At 54.3% G+C, this 26394-nt stretch carries 9 protein-coding genes and 2 pseudogenes; 8 read left to right on the top strand and 3 right to left on the bottom strand.

Features of this window, described 5'->3' with window-relative positions:
- The first annotated feature begins 453 nt into the window (after positions 1–453).
- Positions 454–2988: an ATP-dependent helicase HrpB gene (gene hrpB / locus BLR16_RS07875; RefSeq protein ID WP_074805232.1), complete on the top strand. Its 2535-nt coding sequence runs from the start codon at positions 454–456 to the stop codon at positions 2986–2988.
- Positions 2989–3028: 40 nt separating this feature from the next.
- Positions 3029–3403 (top strand): annotated as a pseudogene (locus tag BLR16_RS07870) (NAD-dependent deacetylase); the annotation flags it as partial.
- On the opposite strand, the gene BLR16_RS07865 reads toward BLR16_RS07870, so the two are convergent.
- The 3 genes and pseudogenes from BLR16_RS07865 to BLR16_RS28830 all read right to left on the bottom strand — a co-directional run.
- A complete protein-coding gene (locus BLR16_RS07865) occupies positions 3324–3599 on the bottom strand; it encodes an IS66-like element accessory protein TnpA (RefSeq protein ID WP_074805229.1) in 276 nt (91 codons plus the stop codon). The pseudogene BLR16_RS07870 and the gene BLR16_RS07865 sit on opposite strands and share 80 nt — an antisense overlap.
- A gap of 311 nt (positions 3600–3910) precedes the next feature.
- On the bottom strand, positions 3911–4897 hold the full coding sequence (locus BLR16_RS07860; protein WP_161437884.1) for a LysR substrate-binding domain-containing protein: 987 nt from the start codon (positions 4895–4897) through the stop codon (positions 3911–3913).
- Positions 4898–4951: 54 nt separating this feature from the next.
- A pseudogene (locus BLR16_RS28830) lies at positions 4952–5248 on the bottom strand (integrase core domain-containing protein); the annotation flags it as partial.
- A 261-nt stretch (positions 5249–5509) separates the two neighbouring features.
- Between BLR16_RS28830 and BLR16_RS28545 the strand changes: the two are divergent.
- The 6 genes from BLR16_RS28545 to BLR16_RS07835 all read left to right on the top strand — a co-directional run bounded on the left by BLR16_RS28545 (position 5510) and on the right by BLR16_RS07835 (position 26379).
- Positions 5510–5686 carry a hypothetical protein gene (locus tag BLR16_RS28545; RefSeq protein WP_154292360.1) on the top strand — a complete coding sequence of 59 codons (177 nt, stop codon included), beginning with the start codon at positions 5510–5512 and terminating at the stop codon, positions 5684–5686.
- A 237-nt stretch (positions 5687–5923) separates the two neighbouring features.
- A complete protein-coding gene (locus BLR16_RS07855) occupies positions 5924–6937 on the top strand; it encodes a TauD/TfdA dioxygenase family protein (protein ID WP_010418193.1) in 1014 nt (337 codons plus the stop codon).
- Between the two features lie 74 nt (positions 6938–7011).
- On the top strand, positions 7012–7257 hold the full coding sequence (locus BLR16_RS07850) for an acyl carrier protein (protein WP_074805222.1): 246 nt from the start codon (positions 7012–7014) through the stop codon (positions 7255–7257).
- Positions 7258–7455: 198 nt separating this feature from the next.
- Entirely contained in the window at positions 7456–9471 is a 2016-nt protein-coding gene (gene asnB / locus BLR16_RS07845; RefSeq protein WP_241197502.1) for an asparagine synthase (glutamine-hydrolyzing), read from the top strand.
- A 20-nt stretch (positions 9472–9491) separates the two neighbouring features.
- Complete coding sequence (locus BLR16_RS07840; RefSeq protein ID WP_074805219.1) at positions 9492–19187, top strand: SDR family NAD(P)-dependent oxidoreductase; 9696 nt, start codon at positions 9492–9494, stop codon at positions 19185–19187.
- Between the two features lie 10 nt (positions 19188–19197).
- Positions 19198–26379 (top strand): type I polyketide synthase, encoded by a 7182-nt coding sequence (locus tag BLR16_RS07835; RefSeq protein ID WP_074805216.1) that lies wholly within the window; start codon positions 19198–19200, stop codon positions 26377–26379.
- Positions 26380–26394 lie beyond the last annotated feature (15 nt).

The raw sequence follows: 26394 nt of genomic DNA, 5'->3' as shown, positions 1-26394 counted from the left end.
GGCCAACCACCGATAACCCGTTCACGAGGCTCGGCGTTGGAGCGAACGGCAAACTGAGCCTTGAAGGTGGCAGGGGTGTGCCAGGCACAAAACTTTTCCTTCCTTTGAGCCCCAGGCATCTTCTATTCGCTTGTGTTGGCTATCGACCCCCTCAACGAGGCACCACGCTGAGTCTTACCGAAGCAGAATTTATTCGGACGATGATCCTCAATGGTGCCAACCGCTACGTATTTGCAACGGATATACAGGATATCGATGAGATCAAGTCTCGCACTGTCTCTCGTGACCTATTTGATGCAGATGCGAAGCTTTGGGCGGGGCGGACTCTGTGCGAACATCTCACGGGGTTTTCATGGCACCGGCAAGTTATGCGTTAGCGCGCTTGGAGTGAAAGGCGTCAGGCGAAGTTGGGATGGTTACCCGTTACAATAGCCAGCTTACTTGGGAGCCCCCATGACCTCGTTACCCATCGATGCCGTCCTGCCAGCCCTGCGCCAGGCCCTGATCACGCGCCATGAAGCCGTACTCGAAGCCCCTCCCGGCGCGGGCAAGACCACGCGCGTGCCGCTTGCGCTGCTTGAGGAGACTTGGCTGGCCGGGCAGACCATTCTGATGCTGGAGCCTCGGCGCCTGGCTGCGAGAGCGGCTGCCGAGCGGTTGGCCAGTGAGCTGGGCGAGAAGGTCGGCGAGACGGTGGGCTATCGGATTCGTCTGGAAAGCCGGGTCGGCCCGAAGACGCGTATTGAAGTGGTCACCGAGGGGATCCTCACGCGTCGTTTGCAGGACGATCCGGCGCTGGAAGGTGTGGGGCTGCTGATTTTCGATGAGTTTCACGAACGCAGTCTGGATGCCGATCTGGCCTTGGCCCTGAGCCTCAATGGTCGGGAACTGTTTCGGGACGATCAACCGCTGAAGATTCTGCTCATGTCGGCCACGCTGGAAGGCGAGCGGTTGGCGGCGTTGCTGGACGACGCGCCGGTGGTGCGCAGCGATGGGCGCATGTTTCCGGTGAGCATGCAGTGGGGGCGTCCTTTTCAGCCCGGTGAGTTTGTCGAGCCGCGTGTCGTGCAGACGGTGCTGGATGCGCTGGGCAGCGAGTCCGGCAGCCTGCTTGTGTTTCTGCCGGGGCAGGCCGAGATTCGTCGGGTCAACCAGCAACTGGCGGAAGCACTGGGTGAGCGCGCCGACATTCTGCTGTGCCCTTTGCATGGCGAGCTTGATCTGAATGCGCAACGCGCGGCTATCGAACCGGCTCCCAAGGGCACGCGCAAGGTGGTGCTGGCGACCAACATTGCGGAAACCAGTCTGACCATCGACGGCGTGCGCGTGGTGATAGATGCCGGCTTGGCGCGGGTGCCGCGTTTCGATCCGGGCAGCGGCATGACGCGTCTGGAGACTCAGCGCATCTCTCGTGCCAGCGCCACCCAGCGCGCTGGCCGGGCAGGGCGGCTGGAGCCGGGCGTGTGTTATCGGCTGTGGTCCGAAGCGCAGCACGATCAACTGGCCGCCTACGGGGCGGCAGAAATTCTTCAGGCGGACCTCGCCGGGCTCGCGCTGCAACTGGCTCGCTGGGGCGTCACGCCTGCGCAACTGGTCTGGCTGGATATACCGCCAGCCGCGGCTTATGCACAGGCGCAGGATTTGTTGGTGCGTCTGGAGGCGTTGAACAATCAGCCGGGTCAGCCGCCAGCCCTGACGCCACACGGTCAGGCGATGGCTGAGCTGCCTGCTCATCCGCGCATCGCCCATCTGCTGTTGCGCGGCCATGCGCTGGGGCTGGGCGAACTGGCGTGCGACGTGGCGGCCTTGCTGGGCGAGCGCGATATCTTGCGCGGCGCTGGCGCGGACCTGCACAGCCGCCTGACCCTGCTGGCCGGCACCGAACGCGCGGCGCGCGGCGCACAAGGCGGGGTACAACGGGCCAGACAACTGTCGCGGCAATATCGCGGTTATCTGCGCGACACAGCGAACAGCCCGGTCGGCGATCCGGACCACTCCCGCTGGCTGGGCGCCTTGCTGGCGCTGGCCTACCCGGATCGCGTCGCACAGCAACGCCGAGCGGGCGGCGCCGAATACCGACTGGCCAATGGTCGCGCGGCACTGTTCGCCGAGGCTGATGCACTGATGAAACAGCCGTGGCTGGTCATCGCGGATTTGGGCAGTCGTCAGGGCCAGCGCGAAGAACGCATCTACCTCGCCGCCGAGTTCGATCCGGCACTGTTCGATTCGGTCTTGGCCGAGCAGGTCATCAGCGTGGACCAGATCGACTGGGACGAACGCGAAGGTGTATTCCGCGCAGAGCGACAGCGCAAAGTCGGTGAACTGATCATCAGTCGCGAACCACTGACCGGCCTCGACGAGACAACCCGCAGCCACGCGCTGCTGGCGCTGGTGCGTCGCAAAGGCCTGGAACTGCTGCCCTGGACGCCGGAACTGCGTCAATGGCAGGCGCGTGTTGCACTGCTGCGCGGCCTGGATATCGAGAAAAGCTCAGCAAGCGAGTGGCCTGATCTGAGTGACGCACAACTGCTGGCGACACTGGAAAACTGGCTGATGCCCTACCTGGGCAAAGTTATCCGGCTCAGCCATTTCAGCCAGCTCGACCTGTCCTCCATCCTGCGCAACCTCCTGCCATGGCCATTGCCGCAACAGTTGGAGGCAATGGCACCCCAGACCCTGCAAGTGCCCTCTGGCTCGAATATCCGTATCGACTACAGCGAACATCCGCCGATTCTATCGGTGCGGCTGCAAGAGCTGTTTGGTTTGTCCGATACGCCGCGCATTGCCAATGGGCGGCAGGTGCTGAAACTGCACTTGTTGTCCCCGGCACGTCGCCCGGTGCAGGTGACGCAGGATCTGGCTAACTTCTGGCGGTCGACCTACATTGAGGTAAAGAAGGATTTGAAAGGGCGGTATCCGAAGCATTACTGGCCGGATGATCCGTTGGTGGCTGAGGCGACGGCGCGGGTGAAGCCGAGGGGGACGTAGAGGGCAAAATACTGGTTAAACCTTCTGGACTGGATGTTCTGTGCCTGAATTTGGAAGCGCCGCTAAGGCCCTGTCCCACGCCCCCGAGATCGTCATTTTCACGGGTGCGGGAATCTCAGCTGAAAGTGGCATCCCCACGTACAACGATCCATTGACCGGTATTTGGGCTTCATACGATCTGCGCAATATGGAAACAGCCAAGGCCTTTCGTGAAAATCCTCCGTTGGTATGGGGATGGTACCTGTGGCGGCGCCAACAGGTCTCTAAAGCAGCTCCCAATGATGCACATCTCGCGGTGAGTCGACTGGCCAAATCAGGGTATAACGTCTCCGTGATCACTCAAAACATTGATGACTTGCATGAACGAGCGGGATCTGTGGATGTACTGCATCTCCATGGGAGTTTGCACCGGCCGGCGGTATGGCTAACGGAATAAATGCAGGTGGGAGCGCCGGGCTTTTCTGCGCTTGCAGCCGAATCCATTTGTGGACGAGGTTTGCGTTGAGACTATGGCTGAGTGCGACGCTGGCAATCGAGGCGCCGGGTTGGGCACACTCCTGAATGACGTGGGCTTTGAAGGGCTTGGAATAGGAACGGCGTGTTGGCTGCATGAAATAACCGCTTAAAAAGCTAGAACGGGTGTCCACTTAAATTTAAGTGCACACCATGCCCTGGCTTTGTCGGGCTGGGTAGATGACTGGGTCGGACGCATACGGATGGATATTGATGTGTGCGACGATAGGAGAAAGGTGTGTGTACGGCTGCGCGGTTTTAGTGTACAGGTGATGTTGAATGGTTTGCGGTGTTGCAACTGTAGCTCAGTGACTCGTCACTGCCTGATGGCATATGGCGATTTATGCCTATCTACGTGGTCTCCATTGCCATCCATGGGGGGCAGAGCATCGAACTCCTAGTCTCATTGTTAGTATATCTGGAGCTTGAGCATGCTTTGATTCCGGTCGTTCCTCAACGGATTTTTGTGTGCGCTAAAGTCTATGGACTCTGTGAGGAGGCGTTGCAGTACAAGATGTTTAGAGGCTTCTTTACTGAGCCAGTCAAGGAAGTCCCTGACGGGCGGATTTCGTTCTCTGCCAGGTACACAGGCCGAGACATAATGGGTCCCCGTTAGTTTAACCTCGGGCTTGTATGGCGTTAAAAAGCCTCGGGTAACACTGTCGACGGCTAAGACGTCGCTGGCGAGCACCATCCCATAGCCAGAAGTTGCAGCTTGCAAAGCATGATGTTCATCGTCGTACTCCATGAAAGTGGCGTTGGCCAGCCAATCGTCGTGTCCCGCCGCTTGGCACCAAGTCGTCCAGTCGAATGGGTTATGGCCATCAGCCTCCCAACGAACGTTGATGAGTGGGGACCTTGTTTCTCCAGATAAGGGCGTCCTGTAGGACGTATAGGCCTGAAAGCTTTCGTCCATTAGATGTAGCTGATAGGTATCAGGGACCTCTTCGAAAACGCTGCTAATAGCCACGTCGATACTGGCGTCTCTGTGCAGGTCTGCCTGTGTTTTGCTGGTGATGATGTTGACTTGCATCGTTGGATGGCGGCGGTAGAAATCCCCTAATCTGGGAATGAGCCACAATGAGGCAAATGCATGGGTGGTTGTGACGGTGATTGCGTTCTCGTCGGTCTGTGAGCGTAGTTGACTAAGACTTTGGTTTATGCTTGAAAAATGCTGATGGATATTCTTGTATAAATCAAGCCCTTCAGTCGTTAGGGTGACTCCCTTGGCTACTCGCTCAAAAAGCAATAAGCCGAGCCAGTGTTCTAGTGATTTTATTTGATGTGAAATCGCTGAAGGAGTAACAAAAAGTTCAATGGCAGCCGCTTTGAAGCTGCTTAGTCGAGCCGCTGACTCGAATGATCGTAGAGACGTTAAGGGGATTTTTGAAAACATATTAGCCAGCACTCCATTGTTTGGGCGAATACATGGGCTATAATGTTTGTCCGGTTATTTTGGTATGTCAATCTTGCCGTGGCCTTGTCCCCGTAAAGCCGTACACCAACCCCTGCTAAATTGATACGGCTCCAAGCGCCTGAGCTTTCTCGGTGAGCGATAGTTCAAGGCGCTGTGCGGATGCTGTTCATTGTAGTATTCGAAGGCATTGCCAGGTTATACAGAGCCAATTTCTCGATCTGGCTTGGACGCTTACGCCACGCAACCACCCTTGATCGTCTTCATGAAGCTCTTGGCCATGCCGTTGTTCTGCGGGCTGCGAACTGGGGTGGTTACCGGTTGGATGCCGAGCAACTTCACGCTCTGGTACTCGGTCTATCTTAGCCGCGGGTTTCCCTTGTCGTCCCTTTTGTCCCCCCTCCTGTCCCTCCACTTCATCGTCGGATGAGGTCGAATGGTATTGAACACCATCGGACAGGGAAACACTGGGCGCATGGGTGAGGTCCAAGCTCCGTCTCCAGGCTATCAGCGGCAAGATAACGGGGTTATGGTTGGGTGATCGTGGTTTCTGAGCTGGACGTCACCTTAGAAGGCTATTGCCCAGGTGACCCCTTGGGCGGCACCACCGACAGTGCCAATAAGGTCGCCGATTTTCCTATGGGGAATACGATTGATGGCTGGGATAGAGGACTGATTAAAGAGCTGAGCGAAGTGATATTTATTGGCCATCTATGTGTGGCCCGCAAACGGCGAGCAAGAAGCCATCAAGGAATAGATGACGCGGAATGAATAAAATACATCAAGGATGAATTTATATAATTTGTTGGTATTTTCATTCAGTGATAGTTTTTGCTGAAGCGTTAAAGCAGTGGCGAAGATCCTGGGTTCGGCCAGGGCGATGTTCTTGACTCCATGCTGAAAGAAATCTGAATAGGAGGGCGGTGAGGTGATTCTTACAGACCCGAGCTTCAAGGTATTTATAAACGTTAACTCAATCAGTGTAGATTAAAGTTCTGGGGGGTTGTCATGGGTTTAAAATTATCAAGTGTTCCTTTTGAAATATCATACCCAGCTCAGAGTTTTGGCGTCGAAATCGAGAATTTAAAACTGCACAAAAATCTGTCCTTTGACACGATCGCAGCGATAAAAAAATGCTTGGCATATCGCGGGTTTGTGTTATTCAGGAATCAAAATCTTACACGGAGAGAGCAAATCGCAGTCACGCGACTGCTGGGCAATCCGAACCTGAAGTTACACTCTTGGGCGCCGCAGATAGAGACAGCTACTTTTGGTGATGACGAGGTGATTCCTAATGGGCTGCCGCTAATTAATCATGGGGAGATTTTGTATTTTGTGAATGGCCCGGATTTTTGCGACAAAACTCAGGATGAGCATGCGATATGGGATGAGAAAGACAATCATACCAAGGGTAAGGGAACTTCGTGTTGGCACACTGGCGACTCGGAAGCCATAAACGTTGAAACGATTAATTGCTTATATGCAGAGCTGGCTGCCGCACAAGGCGGAGCAACGTTATTTTGCGACACTGTTGCCGCCTATAATGACTTGGAAGACAGCCTGAAAAAGCGTATTGATAATCTTCGAGTGGTTCACTACTTTGTCGATCCTCAGCGTACTGAACCGGTCAGCCAACCATTAGTTAAAACCAATCCGATCACGCGGCAGAAATATCTTTATTTGAACTACAACACTATGGAGCGTGTTGAAGGGCTGAGTAAGTCAGAGAGCTACAGGCTCTTAAAGTTTCTGTTTGATCATCAAATTAAAGATCAATACGTTTATGAGCACTTTTGGAAGCAGGACGATTTTCTGATCTGGAATTGCAATGGCACCATGCACAAGCGTGGTGCGCTAGTCTCGAACCACAACAGGATCATGCGTCGGACGCAAGCTATTATTCCGGAGTTTACCAGTTACTACGAACGGGATAAAAGCCTGGCAGTGACCAGTCATGATAATGAAGACTGGCATCCATATCCTTTTGAGCGCGCAGAATTGGAGTCGGCCGGGTCGGCTTGATCTATTCGTTGAGGGTGCGTTTAAAAGTCCCTCCGTTGCGGTGGAATGTGCAATGGCTATGAAAGAGTGAATACATGAAAGAAAAAATCAAATCCTATCTGACTCAAAATTTCTTATTTGAGTTCGATGAGGATATAACAGAACAAGATGATCTCATCAAACTCGGCTTGATCGATTCGGTAGGTTATATTCAACTTATTTCTTTCTTGAAGAAGGAGTTTGGTATTGTGTTCACCCAGGAAGATATGATGGGCAATGTGCTGGTTTCTGTCCAGAATATGGTAGAGTTTGTCGAGAAACGGGCAACGGCCACCCGGTAGTTCCGAGGTGCGGTTTAGAGGCCCACCAGTCCATCAGATACTGTTGTCAGTCAGGCAGGGCAGCTAAAGTTTGTCGATGCTTTTCTCCGTAATATTATTCGGTGTTTGTGGCGCGTGCGCGTTGACCTTGGCAAAAAAAACTCCAAGCCGTGATTGGGACTTTCGACCTTCGCTAAGGCGGTAGGGCGCTACAGTTCTGTGTGGGGTGCCAACTTAAACTTTGGTGGGTTTATTTTTATGTGTGGGATAACTGGCTTCTTTGGTGTTAAAAATAAAAATCTCGATGAAACCACCGTCATAAAAAATATGCTTTCAATGATTGAACATCGAGGCCCCGACCAGGCAGGGTATTATGTCAATAATTCCATGGGCCTCGGCACCATGCGTTTAAGTATTATTGACCTTGCGGCAGGTATTCAACCCCTCAGCGATAGCACAGGTCAGTATTGGATTTCATACAACGGTGAACTGTATAACTACATCGAGCTAAGGCGTCGATTGCAGGTCTTGGGACACCATTTTTCCACTGAGTCCGACACCGAAGTGGTGTTGCACAGCTGGATGGAGTGGGGTGATGAGGCCCTGGAAAAATTTAATGGCGCTTTCGCCTTCGCCATTTATGACACGGTTAAAGATGAAGTATTTATAGCGCGCGATCGCTTTGGTAAGCGCCCGCTGTTTTATACGCAAACCGACGGTGGTTATCTTTTTGCTTCAGAGATGAAGTGCTTTTTTGGCTTTCCAGGGTTTGAGTTCAAGTTTGACGAAATGTCCTTATCCTCAATCCTCGCCCATTGGACACCCCTGCCATCGCAAACCCCGTTTCAGGGCATTCGTCAGCTGCCACCTGGGTCCATCATGACCTTGCGAGGGGCTCAGTGTGAGATCCGGCCCTACTACGCCTTGGATTTTCGCGCTGTGGATTTTGATGGCACTGAAAATGAAGCCAAGGAAGAAATCCGCAACACTCTTGAGCAGGCGGTCAAGCTCAGACTGCGCAGTGACGTGCCTATGGGGCTGTACCTCAGTGGTGGTGTTGACTCCTCCGTGTTGACCAGTATTGCGGCAAGGATCATCAAGCAAAAGCCGCTGCGCACGTTTTCTGTGGAGTTTGAAGATAAGAACCTGGATGAGTCGAGTGATCAACAACTCGTCTCTGCGTTGTTCTCGACCAAGCATGAACGGCTGATTATTAACCATAAAGACATTGTTGATAATTTCTCGGCGACGGTTTTCCATGCTGAAATGCCGTTGTTTCGTACCGCGCCCGTGCCGATGTACATGTTATCCAAGCATGTTCGCTCGACCGGTATCAAAGCGATTCTGAGCGGAGAGGGAGCGGATGAAGTCTTTCTGGGCTACAACATCTTTAAAGAGACTCTGTTGCGCTCCCAGTGGGACGCCACTGATCACGATGAGAAGAAACGCTTGCTGGCCAAGTTGTATCCTTACATGAAAAGCTTCAGTGAAGACAATGACTCGAACTTGATGGGTTTCTATAACGCTTATGCGAAAGAAAAAATCCCTGGGTTGTTCTCCCACGAAATACGTTTTCAAAATGGGCGCTTTGCCAGTCGGTTGCTGAAAACCAAGAATGATCCATTTGCTGGCATTCAGGCATGGGTGGCGAAAGACTCGGTGTACAGCGCGTTAAGCCCAACACAAAAAGCCCAGTGGCTGGAGTTCAATACCTTGCTTTCCGGGTATCTCCTCAGTAGCCAGGGCGAGCGTATGGGCCTTGCTCATGGTATTGAAAACCGCTGTCCATTCCTCGACATCAATGTGCAGAAACTCGCCTCTTCCATCAATTTGCGTTTTGACGATGGCTTTACTGAAAAGTACATGCTGCGCATGGCCTACGATGGAATTCTGCCGGACCGTATCATTCATAAAGCCAAAACACCGTATCGTGCGCCGGACAGCGGGCCGTTTGTCGAACACGCCCTCGATTATCTCAATCATCTTTGCGAGTCCAATGCGCTGGACGCCATCGAGCTGATTAATCCGGTGTTTGCAAAAGCACTGATCAAAAAAGTGGTCGAACGAACCCTTGCCGGCGGTGAAGACATAACAGTCAGAGACAACCAGGCGTTTGTCTATCTGATGTCCTTGATCGAGCTGGATAAATGGTTTGTCAAACGTCAGGGCGCGGCTTATATCAATCCTTGCCGGGTGGATAAGTTGTTGGTTCAAGCCGTAGACGCAAGGCACTAGAAACCAAAGGGACAACGTTTATGTCAAGCACAAAAACTGACCTAGATAGCACCCAGGTCGCTATTGTCGGGGTTGGCCTTCGCCTGCCTGAATCAGACTCTATTGATGCCTTTTGGAGCAAGCTTAAAGCTGGAAAGTCTCTGATTAGTGAGGTGAATGAAAAGCGTTGGTCGAAGGCTGAGCTTTACGGTGATCCTAAAACCGGCGGCGATAAAACATCGAGTATTTGGGGCGGGTTCGTCGACGATATCGAGTGCTTCGATGCCAATTTCTTCGGGATTTCGCCCCGTGAAAGCAAGTTCATGGACCCCCAGCAACGTATTGCCATGGAAATGGCCTGGCACGCCTTTGAAGACGCAGGGATATGCCCATCCAGCGTGAAGGGGACGAACACCGGCGTTTTTATGGGGGTGTGTCACTGGGATTACGCTGAGCTGTTGGCGCTGAATCACACGCCGATTGATCCTTACTTTCCGACGGGAACGGCGTACTCGATTTTATCCAACCGGATCTCTTATTACTTTGACCTCAAAGGCCCCAGTATCAGCATTGATACCGCCTGTTCAAGCTCGCTGGTGTCGTTGGCGTTAGCGGTCAATGCCATCAAGTCCGGCGAGTGTGAGCTGGCCTTGGCCGGGGGGGTGAATTTAATCTGGAGCCCGCAGCATTTTATCGCCTTTACCAAAAATGGAATGCTCTCTAAAGATGGCAAGAGCTATACCTTCGATGACCGCGCCAATGGTTATGTACGCGGTGAGGGCGGCGGGCTTTTGCTGCTCAAAGCGTTGGACAAGGCCATTGAGGACGGGGACAACATCTACGCCGTGGTGCGAGGTATTGCCAACAACCATGGGGGTAAAACCGGCTCACTGACCGTGACCAACCCTCAGGCGCAAGCGGACCTGATCGCAGAGCTTTATCGACGCAGTAATATTGATGTTCGCGATGTTAGCTATATCGAAACCCATGGCACCGGCACGCCGTTGGGTGACCCTATCGAGATCCATGGGCTTAAGAAAGCCTTCGCTCAGGCGAGCCACGCTGTCGATGACCCGCAGTCCAGGAAGAACTACTGCGGTATTGGCTCGGTTAAAACAAATATTGGACACCTGGAAGGTGCAGCGGGTGTTGCCGGGATTATCAAGATTTTAGCCGCGTTAAAGAATAAAGAACTGCCCGGAAACCTGAACTTTAAAAGCATCAACCCCAAGATAGAACTGACAGATACGCCTTTTTATATTGTCGACAAGCATCAGCCTTGGGCGAGTCCTGCGGAGGGCTCGACAGGGCGCATCGCCGGTATCAGTTCATTTGGATTTGGTGGCAGCAATGCCCATGCGGTGATCCAGGAGTTCATTCCTGAAACCGCGCAGTTGTCAGCCCGTGCAGTCGCTGATAACCATCCCGTGTTTGCGATCCCTGTGTCGGCCAAGTCAAGTGAGTCGTTGGTGGCGTATGCCCAGCGCCTGCTGGCGATTCTGGAGGACAACCCTTCTGACCTGCCCGGCATTGCCCATGCATTACAGTGCCAGCGCGACGCGCTCACAGAACGCGTGTGCTTTGTGGTTGAGTCTATCGACGAACTGAAACTGGCGATTCGGAGCTTTATAGATACACGCGCTGCTGCCGAGCACACATTTGTAGGTAACTCTTACGATGCCGGAGAAGGCAAGAAACTTAGGAGTTACGCCGAAGAAAATCGAGCGTCACTGACTGAAAACTGGATGTCCAATCACGATATGCTCAGCCTGGCCCAGTACTGGGTTTTTGGGGTTGACGTCGATTGGAATGACCTTTATCTCGACGCTAGCCTGATCCCCGCGAAAGTCCGCTTGCCGCTTTATTCATTTGAGCGCACGGCTTACTGGTTCCCCAAAAAGAACGCTGATGTGGCCAAGCCAAAACAGCCGGGTACAGTCGAATTTACGCTGTCGAGTAAAGCCTTCTTCCTGGAAGATCACACGGTTAATAACCAATCTATATTGCCGGGTGTGCACTATCTGGAAATGATTTTATCGACGATTCCCCGTGCCGATAAAATGATCAATGTTGACTTCTCAAACGTATTTTGGTTATCGCCATTTGCCATCGAACTGTCCGACGACGACGTCGACATCAGAAAGTCGATTTACCTCGACTTCGACAGTAAGCAGGCTGATGCAAACGCTGCCTCTGGGCAGCCAGGCAAAGGCTTTCGTTTTTATACCCATCCCAAAAATATCGAAGGGCAGGCTAAAGATAACGTTCGTGTTCATGTGCAAGGCGAGTATCAGCCGGGTTCAACGGTAGCCGATCGTATTGACCTGCCGGACATGTCGTCATTCAAGAAAATTCACCGCGATCAATGCTATCAATACCTTCAGAGCACAGGTATTTACCATGGCCCGAGGCTGCAGGGTGTCGAGCAAATCCATGTCGGCGTGGATGAAGTCTGGGTAAAGGTTTCAATCGCTGGGAGTCAACAATCATTCTCTGCCCACCCGGCAATTCTCGACTCGGTATTGCAGGCCGGTATTGCGACGGCGTTGTCCAATAACGCCTCACGTTATCCCTATGTTCCTTTTTCACTCGACAGTTTATCGGTCTATCAGATTTTCCCCACGACCGTCTGGGCTCGTATCCGTGAGAAAAATCGATTTGCGGGCACTAAAGCCTCGTTGACCTTTGACCTGAATATTTTTACCGAACAAGGCGAACAGGTAGCGTCGGCGAAAAACTTTACGATGTTCTTATTGCGCAGTCCCGTGGGTGAGCAAATGACCAGCAAGAACAACAGTGGCTCGAATGAACCGAGTAGCCAGAATCTTTATTTTTCGAAACAGTGGGTTGTTGACAGTACAGACCATCAACAGCCGCCAATAAGCTCAACAGCGCCCGCAGATCGTGTTAATCACGTGCTTGCCCTTTATGTGGGCAGTACGATTCAGGATGATCGCTGGATCGCCAATTATCGTAATCAGGTGTCTGCGCAAACGTCCTGCACGTTCCAGTCGATGGCGCTGTCTTCCCCTGAGGCAGTGAGCAGCGCACAGACGATTGAAGCGTACTCCCACGTGTTTTCATACATTAAGAAACTCCTGGAAACCAAGCCTAAAACTATTCAACACCTTTTGGTCTGCGCCTCCTCGACACTGCCGGATGTGATCCGCTCCAGCCTGACTGCGCTGCTGCGGGTCGCGCACAATGAAAACCCACGGATCCAGGGCCGCTTTGTATCGATAGAAAACTCTCCGCTGGTCGATTCCGGATCGATCATCGCCCGTGAGTTTCTCATCGCCGACGGAGCATTTAGCGTACGTCATGATGCGCAAGGCCTGCGTCGGATAGAACGGATTACAGCGCAACCCGTAAGGCCTGTTCAGGGAAAAATTCCGGTGCTTAATGAACAGCCGGTGTTCTGGATAACCGGCGGGCTGGGGGGTATTGGTCAACTGATTTCCAGGCAGCTCGCAGCGGATTTTCCGGGGTGCACGCTCTACTTGACCGGGCGCAAAACCGCCGCCGAGCAGCAGGCTGTTTTCTCTGCCTTGAAAAGTGAAATACAAGCACGGGGTGGCAAGGTCGATTATCAGCCACTCGATATTACCGATGTCGTAGAGGTCGAGAATTTTGTCGCTGCACTGAAGAATACTCATCACAGCGTTGATGTCATATTCCATGCCGCTGGCCACATTGCCGATAACTTCATCTTGCGTAAAGAGGTCAAGGATTCGCTGCCAGTGCTGTCGCCAAAGCTCGATGGGACGCTGGTTATTGATCAGGCGATCAAGCGTCTGCCATTAGGCAAGTTCGTGCTGTTCTCTTCGGTGGCGAGCACGTTTGGCAATGCTGGCCAAAGTGACTATGCCGCAGCCAACGCCTTTTTGGATGCCTTCGCGATTGATCGCAATCAACGGGTGCGCGAGGGGGAGGGGACCGGGCAGACGATCGCCATTAATTGGCCGCTTTGGCAAGAAGGTGGCATGAAAATGGACGCCGCCACTTTAGCATCGGTGCATGAAACAACCGGCATGGAGCCGCTTCCCACCCATGAAGCGATGCACGCGTTGCGTTATGCGCTGACCACAACCGATGATTCTCCGATCCTCGTCACGTACGGCAACCAGGAGAAAATCCACGCTTACATCGCAGGCCTTAACCAGCGCAGCGTTGTGCCTGAGGGGGGCAGTCAGGAGAGTCCTGATCCCTCGAAGAGCGGTGATGACGTCGATAATGAGGCCCTGTTTCAATATGCCCAGGACTATCTGAAGGGCAAGTTGGCTATCGTCATTGAACGCGACGCCAAGACGATCCGAGGCGATCAGAAAATCGAAGAGTACGGCTTTGACTCGATTATGGCGGTAGAAATGATCCGTCAACTCGAGGGGCAATTCGGTCAGTTATCAAAAACGCTGTTCTTCGAATACTTCACGATCAATGAAGTGGCCGATTATCTGATGGATGAATACAGCGAAAAACTAAAGAGCCTGTACCTGGAGAGCAGAGCGCCTGTCGTCGAGGCCGCAGCTCATACAGACACGCCCTCTAAAGACAAACAGGTCGCTGAAGAGGCGACTGCCGCACCGGCACCGTCGATCAACAAGCAAATTGAAGCAGTACCTGTCGCCAGTCAGGTCGCCGCCGATGACCGTGATCAGCATGATATTGCGATCATCGGTCTGTCCGGACGTTATCCTAAATCGAGAAACATGGATGAACTCTGGGAGTTGTTGAAAAGTGGCCAGCATGCGTTCGAGAAGATCCCGGCGGATCGCTGGAAGCACGACGCTATTTACTACAAAGAACGCGATGTGTGGGGTAAGTCGACGATCAAGACCGGTGGCTTCCTCGACGACATAGACAAGTTTGATCCGCGTTACTTTCAGATTTCTCAACTCGAAGCCGAGAAGATGTCACCGGAAGTCCGGCTGTTCCTCGAAGTGGGCGTCGAGGCCCTGGAAGATTCAGGCTATTCAAAAGAGTCTTTGCAACAGCTGTATAAAGGCGACGTGGGTGTTGTCGCGGGCACCATGAGCAACCACTACAACTTGTATGGTTTCCAAAACAACCTCACGCGGGGCGGTTCTGCCAGCGGCAGCTACACCGGCACGATCCCGAACATGCTGTCGTATTTTTATGGGTTCACCGGCCCGTCCTTGTTTGTCGACACCATGTGCTCGGCGACATCGACCTGCATTCATGTGGCTGTGCAAATGCTGCGGTCTGGTGAGTCGAAAATAGTCGTGGCGGGGGGCATGAACTTGCTCCTGCACCCTTACAACCTGATCTCCAGTTCCCAGGAACATTTCACCACCAAAACCTCAGATGTCATCAGAAGCTATGGGATTGGCGCCGATGGCACTATTTTGGGCGAAGGCGTGGGTGCCGTGGTCCTGAAAACCCTGGCAGATGCCAAGCGTGATGGCGACAACATCTGGGGCATTATCAAGGGAACAGCCCTGTCCAATGCTGGCGTACGCAATGGCTTCACCGTTCCGCAGCCGCATATGCAGGCTCTGGCGATAGAAAAAGCGATTGAAGATGCGCAAATTGACCCGCAAACCATTGGTTACTTCGAAGGCCATGGTTCAGGTACCGAACTGGGCGACCCGGTCGAAATAAAAGGCGCTACCCAGGCCTTCCGAAAATACACCGATAAGAAGCAGTTCTGTCCGATTGGCTCGATCAAGTCGAACGTTGCCCACCTTCTAGCGGCCGCTGGTATCGCCGGCATCTCGAAGATCTTACTGCAGTTCAAGCACCAGCAGATCGTGCCGTCGCTGGGTGCGGATACGCTCAACAGCAATATTCGTTTCGAAGACTCACCGTTTTATGTGCATAAAGAACTGCAGTCGTGGCCAGCTCCTCGTTCCGAAAGCAACCTGGTCTTACCGCGTCGAGCATCGATCACCTCCATCGGTGCTGGAGGGATGAACTCGCACATGATTTTGGAGGAGTATGTCGACCCTCGGACGACCAGCCGCAGCCCGCGCCAGACCCAGCAACAGCTGTTTGTATTTTCGGCGACCAATCGTGATTCGCTGGTCAGGAACCTGCAGGGTTTTTCAAGCTACCTGAAAGACCACCGTGATGTATCGCCCGTCTCGCTGGCCTACACCCTGCAAGTGGCCAAGAACCAGATGAAATGCCGCCTGGCATTCTGCGCAGACAGCGTCAATGAGGTCATTGGGTCGATTGATAGCTGGCTGGGTGGTCTTTCCAGCAACCGTTCCGTGCGCTTCGTGGACAGTGCGTCGGGTGCGACCAAGGAGTTCTCCAGGAGGGAACTGAGTCAGGCTATCGAGAGCGCTGAGCTTGAGACATTGGCCGAGTACTGGACCAATGGCTCGACCGTGGACTGGTTTGCCTTGCATGGCTTGAATGACCAAGCGGCCCTGGGTGCGATGATTAAAGTACGCATTCCGGCTTATCAGTTCGAGAAGAAACGCTGCTGGTTTGAGGTTCTGGAAGACGCCCCAAGCGTTATTGACCCTCTGGGCAACCGCAACAAATATCACCCGCTGGTCCGTGACAACACCTCCGACCTGAGCGGCATCCGTTACTCCGCTGATTTGATCGAGATTGAAATCCTCGACTACCTTTACCGGGTCAAGAAACAGCCGCAGTTAATCACGTTCAGCCTGCTCGATGCGGCGATTGCAGTGATGAAGCAGGCTGATCCGCAAAGCGGCTACACCTCTGTGCGTTGGGAGTTGCTGGCGCCTACCCCTGTTGTGCCTTCGCAGCTGTGTTATGCGGTGGCATTGAATGATCAAACGGGGCAATTTTCTGACGTTTACATCTCTTCCACAGCGGATGCGTCGACGCCGCATCAACTGTGTGCACGGGTCGAATTTGCCGTGCAAGCTGGCGATGGACGCAGGGTTCTCCAGCAGCCTTTTCCCGCGTTTGCGAATGCGACCGTTCGGGAAAGCCTTTCCGGTGCACAGGTCAGCAAAGCGCTGGAAGAGCACAAAATCGTTTTTGGCGATTACGTCAATGCTATCAGCGAGCTGCAGTTGATCGGTGAACAGCGCTATCGCGTGCACTTGAAAGATACTGATTATCGACACAATCACTTTGCCCGCAACACGACGTTTTTATCCGAACTCGGTTCGGCGTTGCAACAAGCCGTCCTCTACATCGCCTTGCGCCAAGGACTGGACCATTGGAGCGACTACGCGCTTTGCGCCTGCAATGTCCAGCTGGATTTAGCGTCTGTGTCGAAGGTCAGCAGCCTGCTGTTCTCCCTCGAATCGTCGGGGCAAGCATTGCGCGGAACGATTGCGTTGGCTGATAAGAATGGCACTTTGTTGTCCCTCTTGGACGATGTGTATATCGCCAATAGCCAAGCCATTGAACCGCGTGCCGCCAAGACCATTGAGACGGCCAGCTTCCGCAGCCAACCCGTTTTCCGCCACGAGACTGCCGAGTCTCCGCGACCAGTCGCCGCCGCTGGCACGGAGTCCGACGGTCTCGGCAAAGCCGTGTCTGCCATCGTCGCTAAGCTTTTGAAGTTTGATGAATCCGAAGTGGACGCAAGAACCAGCTTCTACGAGTTCGGCTTTGACTCCATCGGCTTAACCCAGTTGAGCAAAGAAGTTAACGAGACGCTGGGCGCCAGAATCACCCCGGCCGTTTTCTTTGACTGCGAAAATATTGAGGCATTGTGTTTTTACCTCAAGGATCAAGGCGTCAGCGGCACCAGTGAAGAGGCGCCACAGAACAGCGCCTCTGCAGTGAACCAGGCTGCAACGCCGGTTTCTCGCGTCGAGAAACCAGAGGCCGAGCGGAATCACCGTCTGCCGGACCCTCATGAATCCATCGCGGTCATTGGTATGGCCGGACGATTCCCGGGGGCCGCGTCGGTTGAAGCGTTGTGGTCGAACCTGCTCAATAACCAAGACAGCATTCAAGACTTCCCCTACCAGCGTTACAACCAGGACACCCAAGCGGCGTTCGCCGGTGTGGCATGCGTCAAAAAGGGTGGCTACCTGGATAAGGTAGACGGGTTTGATGCGGCGTTTTTCAATATTTCGCGGGTTGAAGCGGAGTTCATGGACCCACAGCAACGCCAAGTCCTGGAGGTGGTCTGGCACGCCGTTGAAAACGCCGCTTATGACCCCAGCCAGTTGCCTTCGGACACCGGGGTATTTATCGGGGTCAGCAACAATGACTACCGGGCATTGCTGCAAAAAGACCAGGAGCTGGACGGTTACATCGCCACGGGCAACTCTCACGCCATGCTGGCGAACCGTGTGTCGTTCTTCCTGGACATCCACGGCCCGAGTGAGTCGATTGACACCGCGTGTTCCAGTTCACTGGTCGCTATCCATAATGCCTGTGAAAGCCTGCGTTCCGGCTCGGCGTCCTTTGCCATCGCCGGTGGGGTCAATCTGTTACTCGACATCCAGGGCTTCGCCGAGCCTGACCATGCAGGCATGTTGAGCCTGGATGGGCGTTGCAACACCTTCTCGCGCAATGCCAATGGTTATGTTCGAGGCGAGGGTGTGGGCGTGGTCATCCTGAAGCCGCTTTCGCTGGCACAGAAAGACGGCGACAACATCCTGGCCGTGATTGAAAGCAGTGCGCATCAGCATGGCGGCCGGGCCAAGTCGCTGACGGCGCCGAATGCCAAGAGCCAGGCTGAGCTGTTGCGTACAACCCTTAAAAAGATCGACTTGAGCCAACTGCAATATGTTGAGGCTCATGGTACTGGCACCGAGCTTGGCGATCCTGTAGAGGTCAATGCGCTGAAACAGGCGGTGACGGAAACGCATGGTTTGCCGATTTATCTCGGCGCGCTGAAAAGCAATATCGGGCATCTGGAGTCAGCCGCAGGCGTGGCCGGCCTGATCAAAGCGGTGAAAGTACTCAGCGAGCGGACGGTGCCCGCCAATCTTCACTGCTCACCGTTGAACCCCTATATCGAACTGCATGACAGCCGCTTCGTGATCAACGAACGCCAGTCCAGCTTGAAGGCCAGTGATCAGGGGATTTTCGCGGCGGTCAGCAGTTTCGGATTTGGCGGCTCGATTGCCAGCGTCGTTCTGCGCCGTTATGAAAGCAATCGGACGACTGCTCGTGCGCACCGGGCGTTTTCCGGGCACGAGGTGGTTCTGGTGCTGTCGGCGAAAACTCGCCGTGGGCTGGTCTCGCAAGCGATCAATTTACGCCAGCACCTGTCCAGTCATCCCGAGCAGATTGAGGAGGTGGCTTACACCCTCCAGGTTGGGCGTGCCGAGCTGTCTTACCGTTTGTCGATTGTGGCCATGGATAGCGCGGATGGCCTGAACAAACTCACGCGGTTTATTGAAAGTGAGGCCGCACTGTCCGATGCAGACTTCTCGACCGGGGCCAATGAGTTAAACCACGTGTCCATCTTTACCGGGCATATCAAGGGCTCGAAAACCGAGAAAATGTCCAACGAGGCACTGCCAGAACTGCTCACTTTGGACAATGCCAATAGGGTGGCGGAGCGGTTTGTTAAAGGCGTTAAGTTTAACTGGAATTTGCTCTACGGAGGCGCACGGCCTAATCGGGTTGTGTTGCCTGGTTATCCTTTCGAACAGCAGCGGTATTGGCTGCCTAAAGACCAAGTGACCACCTGGTATGACGTCGATAATTTTTCAAATGAGCAATTTGTAGAGCACTCATTTTATGAAGATTTACTGGACAGAGTGCTTGTGGACGATCTGGATACCGAGACGGTCCTGCAGCTATTGAGAAAGGATTAAGGGTGTCGTCATGAATAACTCCAATGAGATTGCTAACTTTCAGCGTTACATTATTGATCAATTCAAAGCGGGTCGTATTACTAAAGAGCAAGCGGTTCAGGCGCTGGCCAAAACCGACGCCACCGGGGGCCGTATGCGTGAAGAGCAGTCCGGGTCGCCGGGCAGTACGCGTTATGTGCCGGTGTGGCGCGATGCGCCGCTTGGGCGCGCGCTCGATGTGGCTCAGGCTCACGAACAGCATTGCGTGGTGGTCGTAACGGAGCACGGTCATGAGCGGTTGGTGGATACCTTGAAAGCCCGCCTGGATCAACGCCTGCTGGCCCGGATGACGGTAGTGTCGGCTCCCGAAGAGGCGGCCGCCAAAGGCACGCTTGCCGACCAGATGAGCGGTTTGGCCAGTGCGATGATCCTCGACGTTTTCGTCAGTTTGAAGGCGCAGGTCACGGCCATTTTGCAGCATGGTAAAGGCCGGAAAAGCTCGGCGGATACGCTGCTCCAGGTGTTTTTTCTGAGGCCCGATAGTTACGCTGAAGACAAAGTAGCGCACGAATCTGTGTATGTCGGAGTGGAAGCGGCTATTTCAGCCATGCTGAAAACCCTGAATAAGGAGCACCCGAGCATTACCACTCAACTGGTGGCGCTCGATGAAGCCTCATTGGGTCAGTTAAGCCAAAATAGCCTGGCCGAGGAACAGCACAGTCACGCGGCGTATGTGCGCTACCTCAAGAATGTCCGTTATGTTCAGGTGTTTGAAACGCTCAGTGACCGTTCTGATGGTGCGTCGTTGCAAAGCTTTATAAAAACCGATGCGAGTTATCTGATTATAGGTGGGGTAGGCGGTATTGGTTTGCACTTGGCAGATTACATTTTGCGCCAGGGGCAGCAGGCCCGCGTCGTATTGACCGGGCGCCGCAGTGAAGCCGATCTGCAAAGTAATACGCCGTACCTGCAATTGGTAAACACCTACGGAAAGTCCCGGGTTTCCTATCTCACGGCGAACGCGGCGAGCTACTCGGACCTCAAGTCGCTGTTGATCAAGGTCGTCGCCTCCCATCACCTCGAAGGGATTTTCCACTGCGCCGGCACGTTGAATGACAGTTTTCTGGTCAACAAAACCGTCGAGCAGTTTGAAAATACCCTGGAAGCCAAAGTCAGTGGCAGCATCCATCTGATTCAGGCTGCAAACGACGTCAGTCAACAGACTGAAACGGGCTTTGACTTCATTCTATTTTGCTCCTCTTGTGCAGGCCAGTTAGGTTTTGTCGGCCAGATCGACTATGCGGCCGGCAATGGATTCATTGATGGTTTCAGCGACGCTCGAAACAAGGTCGGGCGTAACGGCTTTGATCGCCTGTTGTCGGTGAACTGGCCGCTCTGGGAAAACGCCGGTATGGGTGTTGATCAGCAGGCGCTGAAAGAACTCCACGTCGAGTACGGTCTGTTGCCGTTGCCGGTCGATGTGGCCCTCAATCACGTGAATACGTTGTTACTGGCCGCCGATACCCACCGTGTTCTGGTGACCTATGGCGATCCGGTGAAAATTGATAGCCAGTACGTTAACGCTAAACCACAGCGGAACCTGCAAACCCCGGCGCTCAGTCAGCAAACGGCTCAAGCAGCCAGCGGGAAGGGCGCAGTGACATCGGTTGAGACTGCCTATGATCCATTGGTCGCTCACCTCAAACAGTTGATCTCCAGCGTCCTGAAGCTGGAGACAAGCAAACTCGACACCTTCGAGCCGTTGCAAAGCTACGGCCTCGACTCGTTTTCCATCATGCGGATCAATCAGGCGTTGAGTGAGCATTTCTCTCGACTGTCGAAAACGCTGCTGTACGAAGTGGAATCCATTCATGACTTGGCCACCACACTGAGCCAGTTGCAACCCGACGCGGTGCAGGCGTGGCTCGGCGCGGTTGCCCCGGCAGCGAGCCAACAGGCTCCGCAAGCCTCTGCCCGTCAGGACGCTCAGCCGCGTCCGGCGGTGCCCCGCGCAGTGGATGCGCAGGCCGGTGATGCGGTCGCCATTATTGGCATTAACGCGCAGTTTCCGGGGGCGGCGAATATCGAAGCGTTCTGGGAGCTGTTGCGCAACGGCGTGAACGCGGTGACCGAGATTCCTGAGTCGCGCTGGTCCCTGGAAGACTTCTATGCCACGGACAAAATCGAGGCCATCAGAGACGGTAAATCCTACTGCAAGCAAGGCGGGTTTCTTGAACAGGCTTATGATTTCGATGAGCAGTTTTTCAAGCTCTCACCACGAGAAATCCTCGCCATGGATCCGCAGGAGCGGCTGTTTATGCAGTCTTGCTGGCGTGCCCTGGAGGACTCTGGTTACACCAAAGATAAAATCAAGCAGCAGTATGACGGCGACGTTGGTGTCTACGTCGGCATTACCAAGACTGGCTTCAATCTCTACGGCCCGGCACTCTGGAATCAAGACGAACGCACGATTCCGACGACCTCGTTCAGTTCTGTCGCCAGCCGTATTTCTTATCTCTTCGACCTCAATGGGCCCAGCATGCCCATCGACACCATGTGTTCATCGTCGCTGGTGGCGATTCATGAGGCGGTCCATAGTCTCAAGGCCGGGCGTTGCCAGATGGCGATTGTCGGTGGCGTGAACCTGTATCTGCACCCCGCAAGCTATGTACAACTCTGTGCGTCCAGCATGCTGTCGCAAAAAGGTCAGTGCCATAGTTTTGGCGACCAGGCGGACGGCTTTGTACCGGGTGAAGGTGTCGCGACGCTTATTCTGAAGCCGCTTCGGCAGGCCCAGGCAGACGGCGACCGGATTTACGCAACAATCAAAGGCTCGGCGGTCAATCATGGTGGCGCCGCCAAAGGCTACACCGTGCCGAACCCCAAGGCGCAAACGGCGGTGATCGAGAAAGCCCTGAACAGCGCCAATATCACAGCGGGCGAACTCAGCTACATCGAGGCTCACGGCACCGGGACGGAACTCGGTGACCCCATCGAGTTGAACGCACTCAAAGCCTGTTTCTCGGGTAATGACCTGCCTGAGTCTTCCTGCGCGATTGGCTCGGTAAAAAGCAATATCGGCCACCTGGAAGCCGCTGCCGGTCTGGCCGGTGTGATCAAAGTGGTGCTGCAGATGCAGCACCGGGTCCTGGTACCCAGCCTGCACGCACAGACGATCAATCCTAACTTGGAGTTCGACCAGTCGCCGTTCTATTTGCAGCGGGAGCTGATCGAGTGGCCATCGCGCAACAACCGCAATCGTATCGCCGGTGTTTCGTCGTTCGGTGCGGCGGGGGTGAATGCCCACGTTATTCTGGAGGAGTACACAGCGCCGCAGGAACAGGTCGTTGGCGCACCTGTCGGGCAAGAACATGTCCAGGCGTTGGTTTTCCCTTTCTCTTCGAATACCGAACAAGGCCTGAAAAGAAACTGCCGTCGGTTCCTGGATTTCCTTCAGGCGCAAGCGCCTGAAGCCTCCACTGCAATGGATATTGCGACGTTTATTCGCGCCACGCTTCGGGGGCTGGATAACAATCTCTCGTTGAATCAGGTTGACGATTCAACCCCCTTGGTCGATGCCGGGCTCAAACCATTTGATTTCTATCGACTGTTCGAGGCCGTCAACACCCGCTACGGGCTGAATCTGTCGATGCTCAACTGGCAAGGCAGCGTATCGATTGGGCGACTGGTGGCGGTTATTCAGGGCGGCGCTTCATCGTCGACCGTACCCGCGTTGCGTGACATCGCGTTCACGCTGCAAACGTGTCGAAATGCCCATCAACATCGCGTCGCGATTTGTGCCAGGGATCTAGCCGGTTTTATCGAGCGTCTCCAGCGCTTCCTTGGCGAGGAAGACCCTCAGGTTAATGGTAGCGGCCTGTATGCCGGCGTGAAAACTCACCGGTTTGAAGAGCTTTCCAAGCAAAAAGCGCTGGCCCACGACCGCGTTCAGATTGCTTTTGCCCACCACGAGTCGGACGCCTTGGCGCAACTGTGGGTCAATGGCAGCTTTGAGCAGTGGGAAGGTTTGTACAGCGATGGGCTGCAACCGAAAAAATGCCGGATACCCGAGTATGCCTTTGCGGCCAACACCCATAGCTTCCTGGACAAAGTCGGTTCGAACGCAAGGGCCGTCAGACACCTGGATCAGCCATCAGAAGCAGGGAAGGTGAGCGCCGAAATCATCAGTCACGTGCCCGTTCGCCTTGAAGTGCCGGCCGTTGCCGGATTCATTCGAGAAAGACTGGCCAATGTACTCAAGATGGATGAGGCGTCGATCAACAATGAGGTGTCGTTTGTCGATTACGGTCTGGACTCCATTTTGGGCGTTGATTTAATCCATTCGCTTAATGAACAGTATCGTCTCGGTTTGAAAACCACGTGTATCTACGATTATCCGAATGTCGAGGATCTATCCCGCCATGCCCATGGGCTGATTACGCCTGTGACGATCGTCGACTCGTCGACTCAATTCGCTCGGCCAGCGCCTCAGCTACTCAGCGAGTCGCCTGCAACTGGCCAGGAACGCAACCAAAAGCCGATTGCAATTATCGGCATGAGTGGCCGTTTTGGCGGTGCCGATGATACCGAGGCGTTCTGGAACAATATCCGCGACGGCAAAGACAGCACCGAATCGGTGAGTCGTTGGGACCTGGCGGACTACCTCAATCAGGAAAAGTATCGCGACGGTGTTTGCCAGCGCGGTGGATTCCTCAATGAAATTGATAAGTTCGATGCGATCTTCTTCAACATTTCCGGGGTTGAAGCCACGTATATGGACCCACAACAACGCCTTTTCCTCGAAGAGGCGTGGCATGCCCTAGAGGACAGTGGCTATGCAGGCAGTCGCCTGACCCCTGAAGTGAAAGATCAGTTCGGCATTTACGTCGGCGGCTGGACTGGCGACTACAACGAAGTGTTCGAGGCCAGTGAGGCACCGGCGCAAGCGCTGTGGGGCAACATGGGCTCGATGATTGCGTCGCGGATTGCCTATTACCTGGATTTCAAAGGGCCGGCGCTGACCATCGACACTGCGTGTTCAAGTTCGTTGGTGGCGATCCATCAGGCTTGTAAAGACCTGCGACTGGGGATCACCAATACGGCGATTGCGGGCGGTGTATTTGTACAGACGACGCCGCGCTTGTACGTGCAGGCGACACAAGCCGGGATGTTGTCGCCCACCGGGACGTGCTCGCCATTTGATGAAAACGCCGATGGTTTTGTCCCCGGCGAAGCGGTCGGGGCGATTATTCTTAAACGTTTGGACGATGCCTTGGCCGATGGCGACAACATTCGCGCGGTCATCTACGGTGACGGCATCAACCAGGACGGCAGAACCAACGGCATCACGGCCCCAAGCGCCGTCTCGCAAGAGAAGTTGCTGAAACGGGTGTACAAGGATTTCGGTATTACCGCTAACGACATCTCCATGGTGGAGGCCCACGGCACCGGCACCAACCTGGGCGACCCGATTGAGTTCAACGCACTCTGTGCAGCCTTCACCACGGACTCCGCGCACAAGAATTACTGCGCCTTGGGCTCGGTCAAAGCCAACATTGGCCACACCCAATTTGCCGCCGGTATCTCGAGTGTGATCAAGTCGGTGCTGGCACTGGAACACAGCACCATTCCGCCGCTGATTCACCACACCAAAGGCAACTCGCGAATTGATTTGGCCGGTAGCCCGTTTTATGTCGCGAAATCTTCACAACCGTGGCAAGCCAGAAATGGCCGGAGGCTGGCAACGATCAGTGCCTTCGGTGCCAGTGGCACCAATGCGCACGTGGTGCTCGGTGATTTACCCCAGCCGGTACGGCACACGGCGGAGAAGTTTGGGCCGCAGTTGATTCTGCTGTCGGCGAACTCTGACCCACAGTTGGTCAAACTCCTGCAGAAACTGCGTGAGCACCTCGAGTCTGACGCGACGGTGTCGCTGACCAACATCGCTTACACCTTGGCCTGCGGGCGCAGGCACTTCGGCAAGCGCGTGGCGATTCTTTGCCGCTCGGTTTCTGAACTGGCCAATGCACTGGGCTCCCTGCTGTCAGCAGCCAAGCCGAGCATGCAAATCTTTACGCCGAGCGGCCTGGGGCAGGGCAATGCCCAGGCTTTGCTGAAACAAGCGCACGTCTATATTGAAAACGGCCAGGTCAACGACGCTTCGTTCCAGGGCAGCATTTGTAGCCTGCCGGCAAGTCCGTTCAATTCCATGTCGTTCTGGGCGTCTTCGAAGGATAAAGCGCCGGCGAAACAGGCCTCCGTTGCACGTCCGAGTCCTCCCGCATCAGCCCCACGAGCCACGGCGGCAAGGTCAAAAGCCGCCAGCAAGTACTGTGAATTCACCCTGACGGTGGATGATTTCTTCATCGCGGATCATTTGGTTATGGGGCAGAAAGTCCTGCCCGGCGTGATGTATATCGAGCTGATGAAACGCAGTGTTTGCGCGGTGTATGGCGACAAGTTCAAGAATGCCTACCAAATAGCGCTGAACGATATTGCCTGGGTTCAGCCGATGGTCTTTACCGACGCCACGCCACGCTTACCGATTATTGTGGAAGTGACAGAGCGAGGCGACAACGCTGACCTGAAGGTGCTGAGCCGAGATAAAAAGCAGCTGTATGCCCAAGCCATCTGTGAGTTGTCGTCAGGTCAACAGGTGCTGGCAGAAGATCAGTCGTTCAGTCACCTGAAAGCACAGGGGATCCGGTTCGATGAGATTGACCTGAGCGCGGCAGGGCTGGCCCAGTATCGAAAAGTACCGGCAGCGCAATGCTATGACTTGTTGCGTCGCCATGGCATTACCCACAAGACCCGTTTGCAGGGTATCAAGGCCCTCTACTTTTCGCCCTCGACGGTCATCGCTCAATTGCAACTGCCGTCGATCCTGGCGAATAAACAGTCGCCTTTTTCGGTTCATCCCTGCCTTGCAGACTCTGCACTTCAGGCCATCTCGATTCTCGCTGTAGCGCGGGATAAAGCCAAACAAACCAGGGATCAGGGTGGGGTGCAAACCCGGGTTCCTTTTGCAATAGACCGCTTTCAACAGTATCGGGAAATTCCACTCAACGCCTGGTCGGTTGGGCATGTGCTGAATGATGGCAAGAAAGAAATCTGGACCATTGTTATCTACGACGCGCAATCCAATGTCTGTGCGGTGCTGGATGGTTACCGCCAACGGATACTGTCCGGTGTGCCGCGATTGTCTGAAGCTTAAACAGGTCCTGGTGTT

The organism is Pseudomonas sp. BS3767, from assembly GCF_900099665.1.
GTDB lineage: Bacteria > Pseudomonadota > Gammaproteobacteria > Pseudomonadales > Pseudomonadaceae > Aquipseudomonas > Aquipseudomonas cerasi.
Note: the sequence above shows the minus strand (reverse complement) of the source record. Positions and strands in the feature narration are given on the sequence as shown.

Coding starts and splice junctions, on each gene's coding strand:
- BLR16_RS07855 (WP_010418193.1), top strand. CDS start 5,924: ATGGGTTTAAAATTATCAAGTGTTCCTTTTGAAATATCATACCCAGCT.
- BLR16_RS07865 (WP_074805229.1), bottom strand. CDS start 3,599: ATGCAGCCAACACGCCGTTCCTATTCCAAGCCCTTCAAAGCCCACGTC.
- BLR16_RS07850 (WP_074805222.1), top strand. CDS start 7,012: ATGAAAGAAAAAATCAAATCCTATCTGACTCAAAATTTCTTATTTGAG.
- BLR16_RS07840 (WP_074805219.1), top strand. CDS start 9,492: ATGTCAAGCACAAAAACTGACCTAGATAGCACCCAGGTCGCTATTGTC.
- hrpB (WP_074805232.1), top strand. CDS start 454: ATGACCTCGTTACCCATCGATGCCGTCCTGCCAGCCCTGCGCCAGGCC.
- BLR16_RS07835 (WP_074805216.1), top strand. CDS start 19,198: ATGAATAACTCCAATGAGATTGCTAACTTTCAGCGTTACATTATTGAT.
- BLR16_RS07860 (WP_161437884.1), bottom strand. CDS start 4,897: ATGTTTTCAAAAATCCCCTTAACGTCTCTACGATCATTCGAGTCAGCG.